Raw genomic sequence first — 18,399 nt, forward strand, 5'->3', positions numbered from 1 at the left:
TGGGAGCAATAACCGGGCCACGAGGCTGCGACTGGTTTGGTCTGTTTGATTTATAAACGGGTCTTAAAGCATCCCCGTTCCCGACTCGGTCATCGGTTCGTCGCGTACTGGAAGCCCTCTGGGCCCAAGTGTCCAGCCTTTGGATGAAGGTCGTCGGCGCAACAGATCCGGCGCATCTTTTGTTGGTCAACCGGCACGCAAAATTTTTGATGATAAGTGGGTCAGGCGAGCGCCAGACCGAGTGCGATTGCCGCCACGCCAACAGCCCTGAGGACGATCCTGCCCCACAGCGGCAAACCAAAGTCGCCCATTATGGTGCTTGCCACGGCAATCACCCCGGCCGCGCTAAGTGTAAGCATTCCTGGGGACAGTGAATCGATATGTGACATGCGCCCCCTTTCACACCCGCAACCCACTACTCGTGCAGCTCTCTTATTCGGCGGCGCAATAACATAGATCATGAAGCCGGAATGCTCTTAGTCAGATCAGCGATATCGCGAGCTTGAGAGATTTTTGCCCGGTGATCGCACCTGCAAGTCAAATGAAATTCGCAGCATCAATAGGCGTGGTCTGGCATTGCCTTCGCCTTTTTCTTCCGGTCCGAGATAGAAACAACGTCCAAACCGATGCCAATTGCGCACAGCTGAACGACGATTTCTCAACCGAATCCGGCGATACAAATGTAATTGAAATCTGGCTGGACGTTTCTTGGGTTGTCCGAAGATTTTCGTCCCGTTAGAGGCGCAACCCGGACGGCACCGCGAAGCGCGACCACGCTCAGTGCCGTCCACCCCCCGATGTGATTAGATCAGTTGCGCCGTCATGACCTGCGCGATCACGTGCGCGCGATTTCGCGAACGCGTCTTGAGCCTTAAGTTCTCGACATGACGCTCGACGGTGCAGGGGGCAATTTCGAGACGAATTGCCGCCTCTTTCGCGGAGAATCCATCGGCACCAAGCGAATGACTTCGGTCTCGCGTAGAGTAAGTGTCAGCGTTGGTAGCAAAGACATGAGTGGCCCCTCATTTAAGGAGGCGGTGTTGTGCGCACGAAAACGAATTAAAGGATATCAGTATTTTTTGCAGTTAACGATAAGGTTAGGAAATGTGGCGGAAAATCGTGGATAGAATTATAGATATCGGGCGTTGTCATTAGCAAAAATACCCACTCAGTCCTCGGAGAAAACCTAATCGAGTTGATCTATGTTAATATTATTGACGCCTCGGAAAATTGGACCTGTCGATTCGTTTCGCTGTTGGGGGAAGATTCAGTGGAGGCTGAATCGTCTCATGTTGAACCTGAGAAGTGACGTGCAGGATTATTGCTGACCAATTCTCTTCTGCGTCAAAGTTTTGAGTCTGGCGGAATGCAGTCCGACGCAGAACATCGACTCAGTGGAAATCCGCTGAATTGAATACCGTAAAGCCCAGCTTCCGACGCGAGCGCAGCAGGAATGAAGTGCTACGCTCGCGTCGTAGCCAAAGGCGGTTGCGGTCGCCTTGGCCAAGCCGTTGACGGAGGCGCAGTCGGCCCATGAGATCGCGCCTCGATCATCGCAGAAATGCCATCGGCAAGTATGGCACTTCTGAATCGAGATGATAACAGAGAACTCTCGCGCCGGATTAACCCACATCAATATTGCGATGTTTAAGGTCACGAGCGGCGATCCGGCGTTTTCAAATCGAGATCGACACGGAAAGGTTGAGTCTTGGCGGACGCGGCATCGACCATTGCATAATAAACGGACAGACAATTACCGGACGGTGCCGAATGCCTCGCATTCTCGTGACATCATGCCGTTCGGGCCGCATACCAGGCTGCATAGGGTGTGTTCCGCGCCATATGGCGATTGAGGTCAGGAGCTCCGTCGTCCCACCAAACCGGTCCCCGTTCTCCCAGCAGACGCTTGGCCGCTTCCACTGCGGCGTGCGCCTGATCCTCCGCTGCCTTATCCTTTGAACGCCGGGCAGTCGCTATCGCACGGCGGGCGGTCATCAGGTCACTCACCAGTTGCGCCCGCCGGTCTTCGGGCAGGCGCGGGTCAGACAGTCGCCATAGCCTGCCGCGGACCACGAAGTAGCGTCCGTCGGGCGTGACGGGATAATTACGCGCAGTGGCCGCTCTGTCAGCCATGGCGCGTACTAACGACCGTTGCCCGCGACCGGTCCGGTCGCCGCTGCACAATCTGATATCTCAACTGTTTTTCCGGATCGGTATGTATTGACAGATGAAGCTAGGCTCGGCGGCGGCAGAGCTTCGCGTCAAATGGACGAACAGGCGCTCGCCGACCGACTGGTCCGTCAGGTAGAAAGCCTCTTCAGCTTCGTAAAGATCGTCCTTGTGCGGATCGGCCCAGTGTCTGACCGCCTTCATCGCGCGCGACTTCGCTTGGCGCTCGCTTTCCGCGACGACGAAGATGTTGCGGTGGCGTTCCGCGAACTCCCCGGGCTCATACACGCCCAGATTGACGAAATAGAGTTTCTCGGGCCCGGTGAATGGCTCGGCGCGCAGAGACACGTCGTAGCCGTCCGCGTGGGTGATATGCGCCCAGCAATCAATGTGCAGACTGCGAGGTACGCCCCACCAATCGCGACGCAGCGCCGTGTAAGTTTCCTCGATCGCATCGGCAACGACGAAACGCACGTCGTGGACTTCGATATTGGCACCTGGAAACTCGCCGCCGATGTAGATCGCAAACAGCTTCATGACACTGCCGCACTCTTGGTCTGAATTGCAGGCACAAGCGTGCCGGGTCGCTCCCGCGCGAGGGCAGCAGCAAGTTCGGCGCCTACGATGCGGCCCATCTCGCAGGAACTCGTTATACCTTGGATGAAAGGGTGCCGGCCCATGATGAACGGCAGGCTGAGGCAGAACAGCTGGTCCGTTGGAATGTCCGGCGAGATCGGGTGGAACTGGTCGTCGACAACGATCCCGCGCGAAGGGGGCCGCGAGGAACCCGCCGACGGGCTAGCTGCTACGTCGCGCACGATGCCCTGCTCACGTAGCGATGCGAATGGAAAGTCCTTGGCAGGCAGGGCGCGTTGGCCCGTCGCCTCGATGAAGACGGGGAAATGAATCTCATCGCCATCCAGGTGGAGGACGGCACCGCTTTCCGCCGCGTAGCTGTCGATCCTGTAGTCTTCTCCGACCCGCATGACATCAAGCTTGCCTGCTTTGTGAAGCGCTAGCATCCGCTTGATGGATTCATGTGGGACAGTGGCGTAATCGTCGACGAACACGGGCTTAAAAAAGCGGGAGAACCGCCGGAAATCGGCATCGTCGAGAGAGGGTATCAGGCGTTGGATGACCTCATGCATGCGCAGGATCGCGTAGCGCCAGCCAACGGTGCGACTCGCCTGATAATTCACCTGCGCTTCCGCCAGATTTCGTTCGGCCCATACGAATGGATCGGCGGCCATGCGCTCGGCAAAATAGCCATCGCAGAATTCTTCCATGCTCAGGTGCTCAAGGCCGACCTGCCGGGCATAGGCACTGTCCGCTGCGGCCAGTTCCTCCTTGAACAGGCCGAAAGCGTGATCGAGCGAATCCTGCGGCTGCGTGGCGATCAGGCTGTCGATCGCCTGGTCCGTGCAGATGGCGAGCGGTTCGTAGGGTATCGGGAAGTAGAAGTCCGCTTCGGGAAGCAGGCCCTTGCGCGACAACATCGTCATGTGGAAGCTGTCGGTGTCTGCGCCGGGCTCATAGACCAGTTCACCCTCCCTATCCTCGACGAACTCGCCATGGCTCACCGCCAGCGCCACCGCGGCGTCTATCGCGGTGAGAGATGAGCCGCGAATGCCGATCCGGCAGGCGGGGATCTTCTCGATTTCGGAAGCTGGCCAGGGGCTTAGGAAATAGCCCGGCCGCACCTCCGGCTGGTCAGGCCATTGGTGGCCCGTTGCCAGCACGACGTGGTCGAAGCGTGCCTCGAAAATACTGCCGCCCTCAGGTCGGACGAGCAGAGTCATTCCATCATCGGTGCTGATGGCGTCGACCACTTCGCACCGTGTCCGTACGTCGACCACCACTCCCGAACGCATTGCCCGTTCCAGCATCGCATGAAGCTGATCGTAAAAGTATTCGCCGAGAAGGACGCGTGGGTAGAAGGCGCGATCGTCGATTTGCTCTCGGCTGATGTGCAGTTCGACAAGCCTTTCATTGCTTTGCCGGTCAAGCCACTCGACGAGCGGCTCCTCCAGCGGCGGAATTTCAACGCTGGCTATGTTGGACAGCATCGCCGGATCGTTCCAGCCGGGCCGATAAGGCGTGCCTCGCCCGACGCTCGCCTGCTTCTCGAACAGGGTCAATTCGAACGGGCCCACTTGCTCCTGCAACAGGGCACGCAGCGTGTATATCGTGGTCGGGCCGGCGCCGACGAACGCAACGGATCGGGTCATCCCGGAAAAATGCTTAAGAGATCGGGCTGGCTCCCAAAAAAGAGCTAGATCCAGGTTAATTTGGCAGTCTTGGTGGCATGAGGCTGAAGTGCGCGTGGTGCAAACCCCGTCCCGCTCCCTATCTTGTACTCAGAGAAAGGGTACGTGGCATGGCGAACGGCTGGGCGCCCGACAGCGCCGTTCAGGATCAGATTGAGGACAGCCTCAACGATGCCGTATCGGCTGCGCGTGCCCGGCTGCCAAAGGGTCACGGAAGCGCACAGTGCGAGGAGTGCGGCGAAGCAATTCCAGAAGCAAGGCGTCGCGCAATGCCAGGGGCACGGACTTGCGTTGTCTGCCAGTCTGCACGGGATAAGCTGCCAGCCCGTTCTATGTTCAACCGACGCGGAAGCAAGGACAGCCAGCTGCGCTGACCTTGTGCCGTAACGCCGTCATTTCAATCTGTGGTAGCCTTAGCCGTCCGGACGTTGGCGCCGACTAGTGCGGGTTGATCGTCATCTGCCGCTGCAGCGGACGGCCTGCCCTGAGCGTCGGAGTTTGGCGATTGAAAGGCAGGTGAGTGCTGGTTGCGATATGATGCGCAATCCATACCCAGAAACTACGTGAGGATATAAAAGTAACATCGCTAAATGAATGATTAAATAAGCTGGTTTCAGCGAATCAACTGAAATTTTGGAAGGCGAAGTGCTTTTGAGATTGGTATTAAATCATATCCATCCATATTTATTTTACATAGTGCGTAATATGTATAGATAATTCAGAATATTTCATGAGGCGCTGTGTCCAAAGCGAGGTCTGATAATTTCAGCGCCGCTGCGTAATTGATCGATGTGATCCGACCAGTGCTGCATCATCCGTTCTCTTTCGGACCAGTACTGCCCACGGGCATAGGCTCTCCTGATAGAGTTGCCGTCTGCATGGGCCAACTGTCGCTCGATAGCGTCTGGATTCCAGATCCCCATTTCGTTGAGCAAGGTTGCTGCCAATGCTCGAAATCCATGTGCGGTCATTTGATCTTTCGCGAAGCCCAACCTGCGAAGCGCCGCGTTGAGTGTATTGTCGGACATCGGCCTGGACAGGGATCTCAGGGACGGGAAGAGGTATGAGCTGTAGCTTGCGTCATGCTCAATCTCGCCAAGGATCTCGATCGCTTGAGCGCTCAAAGGCACGGAGTGTGCGACACCCATCTTCATCTTGGGGCCTGGAATGGTCCAGACCTTTCGTTCGAGATCGAATTCCTTCCATTCGGCCCAGCGCAACTCACCAGGTCGGACAAAAACATGAGCGAGTAATCGAAGCGCCGTTCGGGTGAGGGGCATCCCGTCATAATCGTCGATGGCCCGTAGCAATGCTCCTGCCTCTTTTGATGTGGTGACCGCTGCACGGTGCTTTGTCTTCGGCGTGATAAGGGCGCCGCGAAGGTCTGCAGCTACATCTCGCCCCGCGCGGGCGCTGACAATGGCGTAACGAAAAACCTGGCTACACGCTGTGCGGATTCGGTTGGCGGTATCGTACCGCTTCGTCGCTTCGACTTTCTTGAGGGCAAGCAGCAATTCCGGTGCCGAGATTTCGGCAATCGGTCGCTTGCCAATCGATGGATAGATTTTGGCTAACAGCCACCGCGCCTTTTTTACGGTCATGGGGGCGGCGCCTTCGGTTTCGATCTTGGCGATCCACTCGTCGGCGATGGATTGGAAGGTGTTGGATGCGGCGAGCGATTGCTCGATTTTCTCGAGCCTCGCCTGCTCAAGCGGATCGATGCCTTTTGCCAGCAGGCGGCGGGCGTCTAACAGAAGGTCTCGTGCTTCACCCAGCGTGATTTCTGGCCAGCGTCCGAAGGACAGGGTACGCTGTTGGCCTCCAAAGCGATAATTCATCCGCCAGTATCGAACGCCGCTTGGCTTAACCAACAGGTAGAGCCCGTCTCGGTCGGACAGCTTGAAGGCCTTGTCTCTTGGCTTTGCGTTCTTTACCGCGATGGCGCTGAGGCCGTTTTTTCCTGACGTCTCTGGCACTGATGGACCTCCGAGCATTGTCGGGCGGGAGTCCATCATCGGGACCATCAATGGCCATGGATGCGGCTGAACCCGTCCGGATTGGAGCGGAGATTATACCAGTAAAAACGGCGGAAAACAGCCATTCTCCGGACATCCGTGGACGTCTCCGGAGAGGGGAATGGAGGCCCGAGCCGGAATCGAACCGGCGTGCAAGGATTTGCAGTCCTCTGCGTCACCACTCCGCCATCGGGCCATCCGTGTGGAGGAATGCGCGCCTAGCAACCGATCGAAGGGAGCGCAATGGGATTCGCGAAAGTTATCGGAATTTGTTTGCCGCACATCCTGGAGACTTGTGCAAAGCGGGGGTGATGCGCGGCATTTCCTGCCAGCACGTGGTCGCCTAGAGTTTCTTTGCGGGTCGGCGGGTCTGTAAGGAGCAGTGCATGATTCTCGGAGCAGTTCTTGCAGGCGGCATGTCCAGCCGCTTCGGCAGCGACAAGGCGCTTGCCCAGATCAACGGGCACTCGCTCATTTCACTGGCTGTCGACGCACTGTCGGGCTGGTGCGACCATGTCGTGGTCACAGGGCGCGAAACCGCTCCTGCGCCAACGCTCCCCGACTCGCCCAGAGCGGGAATGGGCCCCTTGGGCGGACTGGCGGCTGCTTTGCATTACGCCAGCGACGAGGGGTACGACGTGGTCCTGAGCTGCGGTGTCGACGCAGGGTTGTTACCGGAAGACCTGCCGGAACTTCTGGGCGCTGCGCCGGCATATCTTGCCGCCCAGCCGGTCATCGGCTTGTGGCCTGCCGCAACGGCAGCGCAGCTTGATGCCCTGTTGGCAAGCGACGTATCGCATTCCATGCGCCGCTTCGCGGCCCTCATCGGTGCGCGACCCGTCGAGATTTCCGCGCCGGTCGGCAATATCAACACGCCGGAGGACCTCGCGCGGATCGCGCGAGGTCTCCCTGATTGACGGCATTCTGGCCCGTCAGGCTGCCGCGTGCTGCGGAGCGCTGAGAGCGACCATATCTGCAGAGAATGTCTTTTGTGGGTCGTATTCATCCGGTGAGAGCAGGCAGTATCCGCCTGCTGCGGCCGTTTCGATGATGCCGGCCATGCCAACGAAGCTCAATTTTCGGCGCAGCCGTGACATGTGAACGGCAATGCTGTTGGTTTCAGGCACAAACCCCATGCGCCAGACGTCCTGAATGAGATCCTGCTTGCTGACAGGTTTGCCGGGCGTGTCGGCCAGTCTCCAGATCAGCGCGAATTCGCGAGGATTGAGGTTGAGCGATTTGCCGTGCCCATAAGCTTCACGCGCCAGAAGGTCGAGTTCCAGACCGCCAAGCTTGCGATGACGGGGCAACCACCGCGTCAATTGCGCCAACCTGCAGGCCCTGGCTTCGAATTCTCCGGGTTCGATGGTGCTATGAACGACTTCCCCAAACCCGGCTTGCAGCAACTCCGCGCGTTCTCCGGCAGTTGCAGAGCCTATAAGCAGAATGAAACGTCGCACATCGCTGCGTATGGAAAGCAACCTTTCCCATTCCGTAGGGTCAAGTCTGCCCGCTTGCATTATCCCTATACCGTCGTTGGACGGTTCCCCACCAAAATCCAGCGTCCAGCCGTATGCCCTCAGGTCGAACTCGATCGGGATCCTGCCCGTATCAAGCCAACGAAAATGATGCGGCACTTCCCGCCGCGAATATAGATCCGCCATTTGCCCCCCAAATCGCCGCAGTCCTGATGCGAGGGGGGCAGATGGGGCATTTTTGCCCTACGGCACAACACGTATATTATTACAGGGTTATGGGCCTGTGATAACCTGGGTGTCGTGCCGAAAAGGCCGATTTGCGCCGTTTACGCCTTAGTTTGACGGGGTGTTGACGCCCATCGAGGTAAGGTAGCGTTTCACGTTGCGCGCAGCCTGACGCAAGCGCTGCTCGTTCTCGACCATCGCGATTCTGACGAAGCCTTCGCCGTCTTCACCATAGCCGACGCCGGGGGCGACAGCGACCTCGGCATGGGTCAGCAACTGCTTGGAGAATTCGAGGCTGCCCATGTCCTTGAGCGCCGGGGGCAGGGGCGCCCAGGCGAACATCGATGCCTTGGGGGCAGGAATGTCCCATCCCGCCCGTCCGAAGGCTTCGACCATGACATCGCGGCGCTTCTGGTAAAGGTCGCGGTTGCGCTGGACGATATCCTGCGGACCGTTGAGCGCCGCGCAGGCCGCTGCCTGGATCGGCGTGAAAGCGCCATAGTCGAGATAGGATTTCACACGGGTCAGCGCCGAGATCAGCTTCTGGTTGCCGACCGCGAAGCCGATGCGCCAGCCTGCCATCGAATACGTCTTGCTCATCGAGGTGAATTCCACCGCGACGTCCTTTGCGCCCGGCACTTCCAGAATGGAGCGCGTCGGATTGCCGTCGTAGTACAGTTCGGAATAAGCGAGATCGGACAGGATCCAGACCTTGTTCTCCTTGGCCCACGCCACGAGCCGCTCGTAGAATGCAAGGTCCACCGTCTCGGCCGTCGGGTTCGATGGATAGTTGACGATCAGGATCGACGGACGCGGTACTGTGAAGGCCATCGCGCGGTCCAGCGAACGCCAGTAGTTCTCATCCGGCGTCGTCGGCACCGAGCGGATCGTCGCTCCGGCAATGATGAAGCCGAAAGTGTGGATCGGGTAGCTGGGATTCGGAGCCAGAACAACGTCACCGGGCGCGGTGATTGCGGTGGCAAGGCTGGCCAGGCCCTCCTTGGAACCCATGGTCACGACGACTTCGCGCTCAGGGTCCAGTTCCACATTGAAGCGGTTGGCGTAATAGTTCGCCTGGGCACGGCGCAGTCCGGGAATGCCCTTGGACTGCGAATAGCCGTGCGCGTCGGGCTTCTGAGCGACTTCGCACAGCTTGTCGAGCACGTGCTGCGGAGGCGGCAGGTCCGGATTGCCCATGCCAAGGTCGATGATGTCCTTGCCCGCCTGGCGTGCTGCGTGCCTCATCGCGTTCACTTCGGCGATGACATAGGGCGGCAGTCGCTTGATGCGGTAGAACTCGTCTTCCATGACCTCTGGTATCCAGTAGTTTGGGCGGCAGGATTGCCGCTCGGCCCCTGTAGGGGATTCGAGCTTCCGCGCAAATGGGGACTCGCGAAAGATAATTGCAGGAAATGTAGCGCCCAGGCGTGCAAAGGGGGCTCGACAGGAGTCCGCGGCATTGTCACCCTGCGCGCGAATCCCAAGGAGAGCGATTGCCGATGGCTACCGACGCCGACCTCATCAGCGACGTCATGAAGTCCCAGGTCCAGAGCCTGACAACCTTGCTCGGCCAGATGGTGCCGGCGGAAGGGACACCGGAAGCGGAGGCTACGGTGCAATGGGCAGAAGTTGCCGGACGGCTGCACTCCATCTGGACCGAATTCCAGGTAGAGCAACTGAGCAAGGCCGCCGCTGACAAGCCGCCTCACTTTGCAGATCCAACAAAGTGGATCGCCACGGCAGAGGGCGTGTTTCGCCAACTTCCCTGGGCTAACCCTGAAGTGCAGCAGAAGTTCTGGAATGACGGGCTGGCCCTCGTGAATGCGGTGTTCGGGCAATATGGGCTCGGCCCTCGGGCCGACGACGCAAGGGACGAGCCTGAATTGCCGCGCCGCGATCACCGCTTCGCCGATCCGGAATGGCGCCGCCAGCCATTCTTCGCGATGCTGCATCAGCTTTATCTGCTGATCAGCGAGCAAGTGACGGATATGGCCGAAGCAGTGCAGGGCCTGGAACCGGCGCGCAAGGCGCAGCTGCTTTTCGCGACACGGACAGTAGTCGATGCGCTGAGCCCTGCGAATTTTCCGCTGACCAATCCGGTCGCTCTGGCAAGGGCGTCGGAAACCCGTGGGGAAAGCCTTGTACGCGGGTTCGAGAATCTCCTTGACGACATGCGCAAGGGGCAGCTCACGCATACGCGCCCCGGTGCTTTCGTGCTGGGCGAAAACATAGCGGTCACGCCGGGCAAGGTCGTGTTTGAAACCCCGCTCTTTCAGCTCATCCAGTATACCCCTACTACCGACAAGGTCGTGAAGATTCCGTTGGTGATTTTCCCGCCGTGGATCAACCGCTTCTACATTCTTGATCTCAACGCCCGCAAAAGCTTCGTGCGCTGGGCAGTGGAGCAGGGTGTTACGGTATTCATGGTGTCGTGGAAGTCGGCGGACGCGTCGATGGCCGACCTGCTCTGGGACGATTACATCGCGGCCCAGATCGAGGCCGTGGATTTTGTATGCGCACGGTTGGCCGTGCCGTCGGCCCACACGATCGGGTACTGTGTTGCGGGTACGACGCTTGCCGCAACGCTTGCCGTCCTGGCGCGCAGGGGAGAGGCGGGCAAGATCGCCAGCGCCACTTTCTTCACCGCACAGGTGGATTTCGAGGATGCCGGAGATCTCAAGAATTTCGTCGATGATCAGCAGATCGAAACTGTCGACAGGCTTTCTCCCGAAGGTTATCTCGACGGGCGGTATCTGGCCGCGACGTTCAACATCCTGCGTGGCAATGAACTCATCTGGAATTACGTTGAGCGTAACTATCTGAAGGGGGAAGAATATCCTGCTTTCGACCTGTTGCACTGGAACGGGGATGTAACGAACCTGCCGGCTCGCTGGCACGGCAATTATCTGCGCGATCTTTATCGCGACAACCGACTGGCAGTTGCCGATTCGTTGTCCGCATGCGGTACCCCGATCGACCTGCACCGCATCGCTACTCCATGCTATATCCAGGCAGGGCGCGAGGATCATATCGCGCCGCCGGTCAGCGTCTGGAAGTTGACGCGATACCTGGCCGGGGATTGGACTTTCGTGCTGGCCGGGTCTGGCCATATTGCCGGGGTCGTCAATCCGCCCTCAGCGGGGAAGTATCAATACTGGACCAATGACCGTTCGCCCGAAAGCCTTGCCGAATTTGTAGATGGCTCGGTTGAGCATCCGGGATCATGGTGGCCGCATTGGGTGCAATGGCTCCGAAGCCTTGATCCCGCAGAGGTGCCGGCCAAAGGAAAGCGCAGGCCGGGTAGTCGAGGCGACAAGGTGATCGAGGATGCGCCGGGGCGTTACGTCGCTACGCGGTAAAAGCTCCGTTTCGGGGGTTTTACGGCGTGACCTGAGCAGCGGTGCGTGCTGACACATAGGCGTAATCTGCGTGCGACAGTGTGCAGGCGTCTGGAAGTAGCGGCGATTTTGTGCGATGCAGCATAATTGTGCGGCGCAACATAAGAGTGTTGACTTCGCGCCTGCAAAAACTTATTTTGCAACGCAGCAACGGTTTTTGCGACTCGTGGCTCTTGCGGATTTCTGGGGGTAGCGCCCGGATGGAATTCGAAGTTTTCAAACAAGGCTGGATATACAGATGGCCGACAATGAAGACCCGAAGATCAATGCCCCCGCAGTGGCGGCACCCAAGCTGCCGGAAGTCAAGGTGATGGCTCCGCCGGAGTCTGCTGCCAAGATTGCGCCGGCGCAGGATAAGCCGAAAGTGGAAGCGGTTAAGTCTGCGGTCGCTGTTCCAGTGGCGCTGAAAGCTGCTGAACCTGTCGTTGCGGCCCCGGCAAAAGCGGCTCCTGCTGCCGTTGCAAAGCCGCCACCGTCAAATGCTCCGGTTACCAAGTCTGCGGTCAAGCGATCTGCAGGAAAGGTGAAAGGCAGCATCAAAGCTGGCCCGGTCTCGTCTGCAAAGTCGAAGCCAAAGCCTGTCACATCGGTTGTTCCGGCAAAGGTCATCCCGGCCAAGCCGGCTGTAAAGGTTGCCAAGGAAGTGGGTCCGACTGTTCCTGTTCCGAAGGCGGCCTCACCTAAAGCGGCGCCCAAGACCGCACCGAAGCCCGTTTCGGGCAAGCCCGTCTTCGCAGGACTGTTTTCCAATTTCATGCTCGAGGAAACAACAATGGACATGAGCGCTAACTTCACTGGCTTCCAGGACGCCATCACCGAGGCTCAGGCCAAGGCCAAGGCTGCTTTCGAGAAGAGCACCAGCGTGCTCGGCGAAGTCAGCGACTTCGCGAAGGGCAACGTTGAAGCTGCCGTCGAATCCGGCAAAATCTACGCTGAAGGCGTGCAGGCGCTCGGTTCGGAATTCGTTTCCGAGAGCCGTGCTGCGTTTGAAAAGATGTCGGGCGACATCAAAGATCTTGCGGCTGCAAAGTCGCCCACCGATTTCTTCAAGCTGCAGAGCGATCTGGTTCGCAAGAATTTCGACACGGCCGTCGCGTACAGCTCGAAGAACAGCGAAGCCATGCTTAAGCTGATGAGCGACACGTTCGCTCCGATTTCGGGCCGTGTGAGCATCGCAGTCGAGAAGGCCCGCTCGGCCGCTCCTTTCTGATTTCAGACAGCTTTTGACTGGCCGGGCGACCTTGTCGTCCGGCCAGTCGAGCTCTCTGACAGAGAATATGGGCTGGGGTATCTTGTTATCAGGCACCTCGGTACGATATTCTGGGCACCATGATTCCCCCGATCGCCGATTCCGACCTGCTTGCCTTTTCACCCTTTCCGTCGTCGACGGTCATGGTGGGGGAAGGTGATTCCGATAACGGGGGCGGCGACGACGATCATCAGGTCGGCATTGCCACAAAAGCCCGTGCAAAGCCAAAGAAGCCAAGCCAGTTCAAAGTGCTGATGCTTAATGATGACTACACCCCGATGGAGTTCGTGGTGCTGGTCCTCAAGCGGTTCTTTCACATGGATCTTGAGCAGGCGACTCGGGTGATGCTGCATGTTCACCAGAAAGGCGTGGGCGTCTGTGGTATCTTTCCTTACGAAATCGCCGAAACCAAGGTGAACCAGGTGATGGATTTCGCTCGGCAGAACCAGCACCCGTTGCAGTGCACGCTCGAAAAAGCCTGAATACGCTCGGCCCTGGATTGGCAACCTTCTCGGTCTTTCGACGTTGGCGGTTCATGTCATGCCCGTCTGCGATGACGGCTTTGCGATTGAGCAACGGCATACGACAATTCGCTTTGCCGTCCGGGCAGGAGCCGTTAAGGGCGGGGGAGAACGGTTGAGTGACGACGTTTAAGTGAAGTTCATCAGCGCCCTGGACCGCTACATTTTCCGCCTCGTGCTGATGCCGATGCTGGGCATATTCCTGCTCGCAGCATCGTTGCTCGTGCTTGATAAGATGCTGCGGCTCTTCGATTTCGTTGCCACAGAAGGCGGGCCGATCGGTGTCGTCTTCAAAATGCTGGCGAACATGCTGCCGGAATACGCCAGCCTTGCCATCCCGCTTGGTCTCATGCTTGGTATCCTGCTGGCGTTTCGCAAGCTTGCGACCAGCAGTGAACTGGATGTGATGCGCGCAGTGGGCCTCAGCTACACCCGCATGCTGCGCGTTCCCTACATGATCACGATTGCGCTGGTGATCGCGAACTTCGCGATTGTGGGCTATCTTCAGCCGCTTTCGCGCTACTACTATGAAGAGCTCAACTACGAACTGAAGTCCGGCGCGCTCGGCGCGTCCATCAAGGTGGGCGAATTTACCGCGCTCAAGGATCGTATCGCCCTGCGCATTGATGAGAGCCGGGACGATGGGCGCAAGCTGATGGGCATTTTCGCTCGTCTGTCGAACGACAAGGGGCAGGTGCTGTCCATTTCCGCGCGGGAGGGGCGTTTTCTGGCGCTCAAGGACAATCCCGACACGATCATTTTCAGGCTTGAGCAGGGCCAGATCATCCAGGACGAACCCGGCAAACCTTCCCGCGTACTCACTTTCACGCGCCATGACTTGCCGATCGAACTGCCGGCGATCGAGAAGTTCCGTCAGCGCGGGGGTCAGGAGCGTGAATACCTTCTACCTGAACTTCTGAAGCTGGGCTGGGACAAAGACACATCAACCGAGGAACGAGCGTCCAGTCAGGCGAACTTCAACTATCGCATGGTCGAAGTGGTGATGATGCTGTTGCTGCCGTTGCTCGGCGTTGCGCTTGCAATTCCGCCCAAGCGGTCAACGTCGGCGCTGGGCCTTTTCGTGTCGATCGTGATGGTGGTCGCCTATCACAAGGTTAACCAATACGCGAATGATGTGGCATCGCTTGGGAAGATGAACCCTATTCTGGGGCTGTGGGGGCCATTCTTCGTCTTCGCCGCGATCATCTTGTGGATGTACTGGCGTGTGGCTTACGTGCCCGGTGGTCAGGCGATCGGATGGCTGGAAACGGCATCGGACAAGATCGTGAAGCGTCTGAAATCGTTGCTGCGCCGAAACCGGCGCGGACCGCTTTTGCCGACGCCGGCGGACCAGAGCTGATATGAACTTTGAATTCTTTCCGTCGCGAACGTTGACGCTCTATCTGGCGCGCCTGTTTTTGACGCGTATCGTCGCCGTGCTGATCATGCTTGTGTTGGTCCTGCAGGTCCTCGATTTGCTGGGCGAAAGTGGCGACATCCTTGCCTACAAGGGCAATGGACAGATGCAGCTGCTCTACTACGTGTCGCTGCGGATACCGCAACTGGTCGCCCGTTTCCTGCCCTACTCGGTTCTTCTGGCAACGATTATCACGCTGGCTACGCTGAACCAGAACAGCGAGGTCATCTCGATGAAGGCGGCGGGTCTTTCCGCACATCAAGTGCTGGCGCCGCTCATCCTGACGGCGTTGGTTATTTCCGGCGTGAGCCTCGCTTTCAATGAGCGCGTTGTCACACGCTCCACGCGCACGTTGGCCGCGTGGGAAGCGGTCGATTACGGACCGATCCCCAAGAACGCCAGCCCCAAGGCAAACCTCTACCTTGCCGATGGCAGAGACCTGCTTCTGGCGCAGTCGCTGTCAGGTGAGGGCAGCGGGATGACGCTGCACAGCGTGACGTATTATCACCGCGATGATAACGACATGATCGTCCAGATGCTGCGTGCTGATACCGCCACTTACGCAAATCCCGGATGGAAGCTGGATCGACCGGTCAAGTTCGAGGTGTCCGACACGTCGACCACACGGCTCGCTTCGGCGACGGTGGCGCCTGGGATCACGCCGATCAAGATTTTCGTATCCAAGGTCGACGCTGATGCGGAGGATATCTTCACCCTAACTGGTTCCATCAAGGCGGTGCGGGAGGCCGGTCAACGCACTGGCGAGTTGGATGCGGCGTGGTGGCATAAGTTGTCGGGGCCGCTGTCGTCTGCGCTGATGCCGTTGCTGGGCGCTGTCGCAGCCTTTGGTCTGGCGCGCTCCGGTGCGCTTCTGATCCGCGCAGTAACCGGCATGGCTTTGGGGTTTGCCTACTTCGTGTTCGATAACGCGGCGCTGGCGATGGGCAACTTCGGTGGCTATCCGCCGCTGATTGCGGCCTGGGCGCCGTTCCTCCTATTTGCGCTGATCGGCGAGACTGTTCTTATCCGAACCGAGGAATAAAGGGGGCAGGGCAGAGCTTCCCCCCGTTTTCTTCTCAGCGGCGCTTCATCGTACTGCGCGCCAGTCGTCCAAGCAGAGGCGTCAGGCCGGGGTAGCTCGCCTTCCCGTAGGTCGATCCCTCCTCCAGATGGCTGGTGAGACGGCGATGCGCTTCAGCCAGTGAGTGGTAAGGCATCGACGGCAGCAGGTGATGCAGCGCGTGGTAGCGCAAGCCAACCGGGGCCCACATTGCGGCAACGAAGCCAGGGGGCGGCACGTTCACCGAATCAAGATACTGCGCAGTGACCGTCATTGCTTCACCATCGTTCTCCCACAGATGCGCAACGAGCGTGCGGATCTGGTTGAGCAGCGCCGTGAGGGACACCACGCACAGCGCAATTACCAACGGCCTCCAGCCAAAGGTAAAGCTGGCGGCGATCAGGCCGATCGCCCAGACAGAGCATGCCAGTTCCTGCCAGAACACCATCCGTGCAAATGCGCCTTCGGGCTTGCGGCGCCTGTACTGCGGGTTGATGGCCAGCGCGGAGACTCGCTCCCACACCAGCGTGCGTAGCGGCGGGATCACCAGGCCAAGCGGCACCAGCACCGCGGAGCGGATCAGCAGGGCGGGCGGGAGCAGGATCGCGGTAAGTGCGAAGACCGGCAGGCTCCACGGCTTCATCAGTGCCAGCGGCAGATATTCCGGATCGTCCACAGTGCCATAACGGGTGCGGGCGTGGTGCTGGGTATGTACGCCCTCATACATGAATGAGGGGATCAGCATCGGTATGCCGACCAGCAGGTTCCAGCCGAATCGGAAGCCGGGCAGGGCATCTTTGTGGATGTGGGTCAGTTCATGGATGAACAGCAGCGCACGGTAGAGCGCCAGCGAGGAAATGATGCCCAGCAGCACCGCGAACACCGGATTGCTGACCAGAATCGCGCCTGCCAGCGCGGCATAGCCGAGCGCGGCGCTTCCCAGCATGTCGGGCCAGTAGATACCGGGGCGGGCGGCGGCGATGTCGCGCGTCAGTTCGACGGCGGCGCGCAGCATGGCCTTATCGTCGGGCATCTGCGAGTGCCACGTCGATCCCTGCACGCCATCGCGTGCATCGGAAGAGGGCAGGTTGATCGCATTCTGGGCATTCATCGTACAAGATTTCCAAAGTGTTTCCGGGCATAAGCCCGCCCGGTCGGCGCTTCCCCGCATATTGGTACGCGGTTCGGCCTAGTGCCGGGCTTGACAACGTGCCGCCATCGGCAGCACGTCGCGCTCATATTCCGTTACGCCAGAACAAAGGCAGCATCGTGGCCGAACTAGTCATCACACCGATCTCCAGCAAGGCCGACATCGCCGCTTTTGTCGATCTCGCTTATCGACTCAATGCGTCAGATCAAAACTGGGTGCCGAATCTGCGCTCGGAGGAGATCTCCAAGTTTACCCCCGGCAAGAACCCGTTTTTCGAACATGCGCGCTGTCAGCTGTTCCTGGCGAAGCGTGATGGCAGGATCGTCGGGCGCATATCGGCGCACATCGATGAACTGGCGCTGAAACAGCCGGTGGAGCAGGGCATGGGGCCCGGCACCGGAAATTGGGGCGCGATCGAAGCGGAGGACGTCGAGGTTGCCCATGCGCTGATCGCCCGTGCCGAACAGTGGCTGCGAGAACAGGGCATGACCCGCGTGCTGGCGCCGATGAACCTGTCGGTCTGGGAAGAGCCGGGCATCCAGACGGTGGGCCACGATCATCCACCGATGGTCATGATGGCGCATCACAACGCTGCCTATCAGGGCTGGATCGAGAGTCAGGGCTATGCCGTGGCCAAGACGGTCAAGACTTACGAACTTGACGTGACGAAGCAGTTCCCGCCGCTGATCCAGCGCATCGTTTCTTCGGGTGAGAAGAACGCGAAGATCAACGTGCGCAAGGCCAGCCTCAAGCACTTCGACCGCGATGCCGCGATCATCTGCGAGATCCTGAACGATGCCTGGTCGGACAACTGGGGCTTCGTGCCCTTCACCGAGAAGGAAATCGAGTACGCGGGCAAGGCGTTCAAGCCGCTGGTCCATCCCGACCTGATCCTTATCGCCGAGTACGAGGGCGAGCCGGTAGCGTTCATGATGACGCTGCCCGATCTCAACGGCATCCAGATGAAGGTCAACAAGCGCACCGGAAAGCCTTCGATCCTGGGTCTGATCAAGCTGCTGCTGTGGCTGCGCAAGCCGAACCCGGCGGATATGCGCGTGCCGCTGATGGGCGTGCGCAAGAAGCTGCAGTCTTCGCGCCTTGCCAGCCAGCTGGCTTTCATGATGATCGAGTACATCCGCCGCGCGGCGACCGCCAATTTCGGTGCGAAGCGGGGCGAGATCGGTTGGATCCTTGAAGACAATCAGGGGATGGTGGCGATCGCCGATGCCATCGAGAGCACCGTGAACCGCGAATACGTGATCTACGACAAGGCGCTCTGAGCGCGGCGAGGTTTACACGGTTTACACGGTCCAGAGGAAAACTGCGCAGGCCCCTTTTGCGGCCTGAACGCCGGATTCCCGTCGTTTTTTGGTGATGCGCCCGCTCAGAAGGTGACAGCTTTCCATCGGAGAGTGTCACCTTGTGCACCGGACTGTCACCTTGTGCGCCG

General features: G+C 59.0%; 17 protein-coding genes and 1 tRNA gene. 8 read left to right on the forward strand and 10 right to left on the reverse strand.

All coding sequences use genetic code 11. The features are described 5' to 3' along the window. Positions 1–221: 221 nt before the first annotated feature. From A8V01_RS28475 to A8V01_RS05075, 5 genes are all read right to left on the reverse strand, one after another. Positions 222–389 (reverse strand): hypothetical protein, encoded by a 168-nt coding sequence (locus tag A8V01_RS28475; protein WP_170065837.1) that lies wholly within the window; start codon positions 387–389, stop codon positions 222–224. A 414-nt stretch (positions 390–803) separates the two neighbouring features. Next, a complete protein-coding gene (locus A8V01_RS29695) occupies positions 804–923 on the reverse strand; it encodes a hypothetical protein (RefSeq protein ID WP_146037189.1) in 120 nt (39 codons plus the stop codon). A gap of 868 nt (positions 924–1,791) precedes the next feature. After that, positions 1,792–2,133 carry a hypothetical protein gene (locus A8V01_RS05065; RefSeq protein ID WP_103094847.1) on the reverse strand — a complete coding sequence of 114 codons (342 nt, stop codon included), beginning with the start codon at positions 2,131–2,133 and terminating at the stop codon, positions 1,792–1,794. Between the two features lie 60 nt (positions 2,134–2,193). Beyond that, positions 2,194–2,706 carry a DUF1543 domain-containing protein gene (locus A8V01_RS05070; RefSeq protein WP_103094848.1) on the reverse strand — a complete coding sequence of 171 codons (513 nt, stop codon included), beginning with the start codon at positions 2,704–2,706 and terminating at the stop codon, positions 2,194–2,196. Continuing rightward, entirely contained in the window at positions 2,703–4,397 is a 1,695-nt protein-coding gene (locus A8V01_RS05075) for an FAD/NAD(P)-binding protein (protein WP_103094849.1), read from the reverse strand. Before A8V01_RS05075 ends, A8V01_RS05070 begins: the two co-directional genes overlap by 4 nt. A 149-nt stretch (positions 4,398–4,546) precedes the next feature. Here A8V01_RS05075 and A8V01_RS05080 point away from each other — a divergent pair, with 149 nt between their 5' ends. Further along, a complete protein-coding gene (locus A8V01_RS05080) occupies positions 4,547–4,810 on the forward strand; it encodes a DksA/TraR family C4-type zinc finger protein (protein ID WP_103094850.1) in 264 nt (87 codons plus the stop codon). 354 nt (positions 4,811–5,164) lie between these two features. Here A8V01_RS05080 and A8V01_RS05085 read toward each other — a convergent pair whose 3' ends face one another. Beyond that, the gene (locus tag A8V01_RS05085) at positions 5,165–6,430 is read right to left on the reverse strand and encodes a tyrosine-type recombinase/integrase (protein ID WP_103094932.1); all 1,266 of its coding nucleotides are present in this window, start codon (positions 6,428–6,430) and stop codon (positions 5,165–5,167) included. 143 nt (positions 6,431–6,573) lie between these two features. Next, a tRNA-Cys gene (locus A8V01_RS05090) sits at positions 6,574–6,647 on the reverse strand. A 190-nt stretch (positions 6,648–6,837) separates the two neighbouring features. Here A8V01_RS05090 and mobA point away from each other — a divergent pair. Further along, positions 6,838–7,368, forward strand: a complete 531-nt coding sequence (mobA, locus tag A8V01_RS05095; RefSeq protein WP_103094851.1) for a molybdenum cofactor guanylyltransferase — start codon at positions 6,838–6,840, stop codon at positions 7,366–7,368. Between the two features lie 15 nt (positions 7,369–7,383). On the opposite strand, the gene A8V01_RS05100 is transcribed toward mobA, so the two are convergent. Together A8V01_RS05100 and A8V01_RS05105 are read right to left on the reverse strand one after the other, a co-directional pair. Beyond that, the gene (locus A8V01_RS05100) at positions 7,384–8,115 is read right to left on the reverse strand and encodes a winged helix family transcriptional regulator (RefSeq protein WP_170065838.1); all 732 of its coding nucleotides are present in this window, start codon (positions 8,113–8,115) and stop codon (positions 7,384–7,386) included. A gap of 147 nt (positions 8,116–8,262) precedes the next feature. Then, positions 8,263–9,462: an LL-diaminopimelate aminotransferase gene (locus A8V01_RS05105; RefSeq protein ID WP_103094852.1), complete on the reverse strand. Its 1,200-nt coding sequence runs from the start codon at positions 9,460–9,462 to the stop codon at positions 8,263–8,265. A 191-nt stretch (positions 9,463–9,653) separates the two neighbouring features. Here A8V01_RS05105 and A8V01_RS05110 point away from each other — a divergent pair, with 191 nt between their 5' ends. From A8V01_RS05110 to lptG, 5 genes are all read left to right on the forward strand, one after another. Further along, complete coding sequence (locus A8V01_RS05110; protein ID WP_103094853.1) at positions 9,654–11,513, forward strand: PHA/PHB synthase family protein; 1,860 nt, start codon at positions 9,654–9,656, stop codon at positions 11,511–11,513. A gap of 277 nt (positions 11,514–11,790) precedes the next feature. Then, complete coding sequence (locus tag A8V01_RS05115) at positions 11,791–12,762, forward strand: phasin family protein (RefSeq protein ID WP_103094854.1); 972 nt, start codon at positions 11,791–11,793, stop codon at positions 12,760–12,762. Positions 12,763–12,944: 182 nt separating this feature from the next. Next, complete coding sequence (gene clpS, locus A8V01_RS05120) at positions 12,945–13,283, forward strand: ATP-dependent Clp protease adapter ClpS (protein WP_103094934.1); 339 nt, start codon at positions 12,945–12,947, stop codon at positions 13,281–13,283. A 172-nt stretch (positions 13,284–13,455) separates the two neighbouring features. Further along, complete coding sequence (lptF, locus tag A8V01_RS05125; RefSeq protein ID WP_103094855.1) at positions 13,456–14,682, forward strand: LPS export ABC transporter permease LptF; 1,227 nt, start codon at positions 13,456–13,458, stop codon at positions 14,680–14,682. Position 14,683: 1 nt separating this feature from the next. Beyond that, entirely contained in the window at positions 14,684–15,781 is a 1,098-nt protein-coding gene (lptG, locus tag A8V01_RS05130) for an LPS export ABC transporter permease LptG (RefSeq protein ID WP_103094856.1), read from the forward strand. A 34-nt stretch (positions 15,782–15,815) separates the two neighbouring features. Here the strand turns inward: lptG and A8V01_RS05135 are convergent, their stop codons facing one another. Beyond that, a complete protein-coding gene (locus A8V01_RS05135; protein WP_103094857.1) occupies positions 15,816–16,910 on the reverse strand; it encodes a fatty acid desaturase family protein in 1,095 nt (364 codons plus the stop codon). 158 nt (positions 16,911–17,068) lie between these two features. Between A8V01_RS05135 and A8V01_RS05140 the strand changes: the two genes are divergently transcribed. Next, positions 17,069–18,229 carry a GNAT family protein gene (locus tag A8V01_RS05140; RefSeq protein WP_103094858.1) on the forward strand — a complete coding sequence of 387 codons (1,161 nt, stop codon included), beginning with the start codon at positions 17,069–17,071 and terminating at the stop codon, positions 18,227–18,229. The last annotated feature ends 170 nt before the right edge of the window (positions 18,230–18,399 follow it).

Source organism: Novosphingobium guangzhouense (assembly GCF_002896965.1).
GTDB classification, from domain to species: Bacteria; Pseudomonadota; Alphaproteobacteria; order Sphingomonadales; family Sphingomonadaceae; genus Novosphingobium; species Novosphingobium guangzhouense.